Here is a 4,347-nt window from a genome sequence, read left to right on the forward strand (position 1 = left end):
GACGTCCTCGCCAAGATCGACGACATACCCCAGAGCCGTCTTCACGAACTCCTCCCGTGGCATTGGAAAGAAAGTCAGTTGCTGCAGCAAACCGACGAGATCGCTGCATGATCTCTGGCAACTCCGCGCCACCTACCGAATGCGTACTGAAGTCTTTTCCGGTGGCGAGATTCCGCCAGTCCCCCGATCGCTGATAGGTGTGAAAGCGGCCGCCGACGACATGCTAGACGCGACGAGAAAGAGCCGGTTCCTGGGTTTTGCACCGCTTTCTGGATTGGTGAGAGGGCGTTCGGCGAAGCCTTAGTGGTGGCACTCGGCAAGGCCGCAGCGCCCTCTACTAGCTAGGCTATACGGATGTTTACCTAACGAGGCATTAACGACGTTTAGGCCGCCATAGCGTTATATGGCTACATAGCATCGAGAATGCGAGCCCGCCGACAAGGTTAATATGCGAATTGCAAAAATAAAACTTTTCGAATGAAAGCTCTAAGTCCCAAATAGTTCGAAAAAACCGATTAACATTCACTTTTCTCCGAGTCGGATATTATACTCCTTAAGGATTCTAACTGATCATTACAATCAATGGCTACCTTCTCCCAGTTATCTCTTTGCTCTGCGAGCCATTGTATCGCATCTCTCTGCTCAGAAATCCAGTTTTGAGCCTTTTCCATTTCTAACGATACTTCAGTACGTAACGCTCTCTCGTTACGCAATTGCTCAGACTGATCAATTGTAAATAGGGAGTCATATATGGCAAAATAATATTCAAGCAAATACTCGGTCGCACTAGCGGATCTTTCAATAGAAATGTCAATAACTCGATCAAGACATAATTTATGACTAATCCCAGCGGAGCGTTTTTCAACAACCCATTTTTGTAGCTGAGCGCGGTCAAAGTCGCTTATAGACTTAGCGTCCTTTAAAAGATTCTCAGCGCCATATTTATTCAAGGTTGGTGCGAAATTATCTTCTGCTAAGATCTCGATATTTTCACATGTAACCACAGAATGTAATCTTAATTCGTGATCTGCTGTTTCGTCAACGCTCACGGTGATCACTCGGCATCCCGCGAGTAACGCTTCAAGAGCAACCCTACCATTTACGACTGCAATATCGAATCGGCGGCATGTGCTAACGGGATCTGTCGATTCACCCAGAAATTCTATATTATCGCCTAATCCAGAGGCATTCGCCCATTCTTCAAATTCCGCTCTAGCAATTCCTTCGCCAGCAACAAGTAGTTTTGCCTTATCGCCAGAAGCCAATGCTGCCCGCAAAACGTGAACTGCAGCTTGTAATAAAAGAAGTTTTTCAGGAGAAAGTCTCGCAATTATGCCAATTTTTAGATCATTCTCATGCTCTTTAAGAGGTTCTAAGTCTGTAGTACAAACTGATGGATACCACGCTTTAACTGTGGAATCCTTTAGTCCAAAAAGTTTAGCATGCGCATCGGCATTGGTACGGCTTGAGGCAGATAAAGCCAAGCGGCCATCATTTTCTAAGGCCTGAAATATCTTTGTTAGTTGGGTGAGGCTTTTGGCTGGCAGCCACTGCTCGAATGTACCGCTCCTATTATGAGCGCAGACAAGTACTCGGCATATCTTAGCTAAGAGTGGAATTAAGGAGAAATAGTCGCTTTGGAGAGCGATTATGCATACTGTATCGTTTCTGATTTCACCAACAACTGCATCAACAAAACTTTTCCGGTCGATTATAGGAAAGTCAGTAAGAACTGTTTTTCCAAAAGTCATAAATGACTTTAGTAATGGGCCATTGGCCCCAATCGTCACAACCTCTCCCCCGTTTTGATGGTGCTCGCGAGCTAGATCAAGAAACTGCATCTCCATCCCACCACGCACTAATGCACCTGTCATAAGCACCAAACGGGGCAGGGGGGCTTTTGATGAGTTTCCTATTTGAGATAGCATTTTCTTCTCAATTGCTATTGCCACGAGCGATGATTTTACTGCCAGATCAAGACAGTGGCGATTGTGCATTGCTTAGAAGATAGCCTCAAGGCTAACCGCTAATATTAATAACGTTGTTTTGTTAGGGTCCAGACTCAATCCCAGCAGCCTTCGTCAGTCGCCAGCTTGCCACCTTCAACTGTGCCATAGCAGCCGAAAGTGGAGCGCAACGCTTCGCACTGCCCTGCGATGACGTCACCAATCTTCGCTTCGTTTGACTGGCCGTCGAGGGCATAAAGGCACCTGCCTTGGCAATCGGTCTTCGCCGAACAGACTTTGCCAGCATCACTATAGCGAAACTAGCAGAACGGGCTGCCAAAGGGCGCTCGGCTTTCATAGCCGCCTTGCGCACGACATATTTTCGCCTCAGTGAAGGTCAGTCGCTTTTGCGGAACGGAGCAACTTCCAACGCATGTCGCTGATGCGATCAGCAGCCCAATCCACGCCGCACGGTCAAAAATGTTCCAATCCATGAATGACAACATCTCACGCTTTGCATTAGCTTTCTACCCGCAACTTTGTTCAAAGCCAGAAAGCGACGGCGGCTGCGAGGCTTACGGCTGACAAGAAATTTTTGGCGAGCTTGTCGTAGCGGGTGGCGATGCGGCGGAAGTCCTTTAGGCGGCAGAACATGGCTTCGACCCGCCAACGGTCCTTGTAACGGCGTTCATCATACTGGATCGGGCGCTTGCGGTTGCGTCGTCCTGGGATCACCGGGATCGTGCCCTGATCGCGCAAGGCGGCCCTGATGCGGTTGGCATCGTAGCCACGGTCGGCGATCACCCGCTTCATGCCGATCGTCTCGCCGATCAGCAGGTCAGCGCCCTTCACGTCCGATGTATTGCCGGGCGTCAGGACGAGGCGGAGCGGTCGTCCGAGGACATCGACAAGGGCGTGGATCTTCGTTGTCCTGCCGCCACGCGAGATGCCAATGGCATTGGCCCGCGCTCCCCTTTTGCACCACCAGTAGAGCGGTGGGCCTTGATGTAGCTGCTATCGATCTGACCAGTTTCCGCGATCCAGCCTTCCTCCGTGAGCGCCGCCAGATGCCCCGGCGGCTCCAACGGTTCCAGCGATTGTAGACCGTCGTCGAAGGGCCGTATTCGGAAGGACAATCCGTCCAGCAGCCGCCGCACTTCAGCATGTGGATGATGCCCGAGATCACGCGCCGATCATCGACCCGCCGCGCTCCGGCCTGGTTCTTCGGCAAGTGCCGCTCAATCGCAGCCCATGCTTGATCCGACAACCAGAACAACGAACGCGACATTCCAAACAGCCTCCAGCTTGAGCGGAAACTCCCTGAATCAATGTGCACCCAGGTTTTCAAGAGCCTGATTGGGTTTGGACCCTAAGGCTCGGTACCCCGGCAATCTCCTTGCAACACCAGCGTGTCTCCAGGTTCGTGGAGGGCAATTTTGAGCCAGTCAAGTTGGGAGTATATTTGCCTGTAGCCGATGCTAACGCCCGTACGGGTCGAGCTGGGATCATCTTTTGCCGCTGGCGTGGACGGCCAGCCCGAGTTCAAGTTTTGAGTTTGCTATGGTGGTTTGGTCTGCTTGCACAAAGTTGGCCCTCAAAGATGTGAAGGCTGGGAAGCCGTGCTTGGCTGGCCTTGTGCTTGCGCTTGGCACGGCCGCGCCCCTTTTCACAGAGGTACAATCAGCGATCGGTCCTTAGCCACTACAGACACCACTTAGCTCCATTGCAGGTCCCTCTGGATGCGCCGTATGCAACAATGAACGGTCATTTTTCGTGTAACTCGTTCGCAATCCAGTGCGCCTTCGGATGTGCGGCGTCAGCCACGACATGACTCAGCCTCCTGCACGTTGCAGTTATCACCGCAAAGGTTTGGTCGGTGTTGGCGCGAGGCGGGGGTCTAGGCTTCGTGGACAAAGGGTATCCATTGTAGGACTGCGACGAGATTGACGAAGCCGAGGTATGATTCTTGTGTTTTGTCGTAGCGGGTGGCAATTCGGCGCCAGTTCTTGAGCTTGTTGAACAGACGCTCCACGAGATTGCGCCAACGGTATTTCTCGCGGTCGTGTGGCACCGGGTTGCGTCGGTTGCTCTTGGCGGGAATGACGGCTTCAATGTCAGCTGCAGCCAGATCCTCCCGGATGGCATCGGCGTCATAGCCCTTGTCTGCAAGGAGGGCTTCGATCCTGTCGGCGATCATACGGAGCAAAGGCCCGAAGCCTTGAGTATCGTGGCTTTGCCCAAGCGTCAGCACGAACCCGAGTGGGCGACCTTTGGCATCGCATCGGGCGTGGAGTTTGGTGCTGAAGCCCCCTCGCGATCGGCCAAGAGCCTCGGTTTCCTGAGTCCCTTTTTTATGCCGACTGCACAATGATGTGCCCGGACCACGGTGCTGTCGATCATG

Annotated in this window: 2 protein-coding genes and 1 pseudogene; all 3 read right to left on the bottom strand. The window is 52.2% G+C overall.

Annotation, left to right across the window (positions count from 1 at the left end; genetic code table 11):
• Positions 1 to 515: 515 nt before the first annotated feature.
• A complete protein-coding gene (locus tag B9A23_RS21910; protein ID WP_084281521.1) occupies positions 516 to 1,997 on the bottom strand; it encodes a glycosyltransferase in 1,482 nt (493 codons plus the stop codon).
• A gap of 492 nt (positions 1,998 to 2,489) precedes the next feature.
• Positions 2,490 to 3,234, bottom strand: a pseudogene (locus B9A23_RS21915) (IS5 family transposase).
• A gap of 609 nt (positions 3,235 to 3,843) precedes the next feature.
• A partial coding sequence (locus B9A23_RS21920) for an IS5 family transposase (RefSeq protein ID WP_139797658.1) occupies positions 3,844 to 4,347 on the bottom strand: 504 nt, incomplete at its 5' end.

It is taken from the genome of Novosphingobium sp. B1, assembly GCF_900176395.1.
GTDB lineage: Bacteria > Pseudomonadota > Alphaproteobacteria > Sphingomonadales > Sphingomonadaceae > Novosphingobium.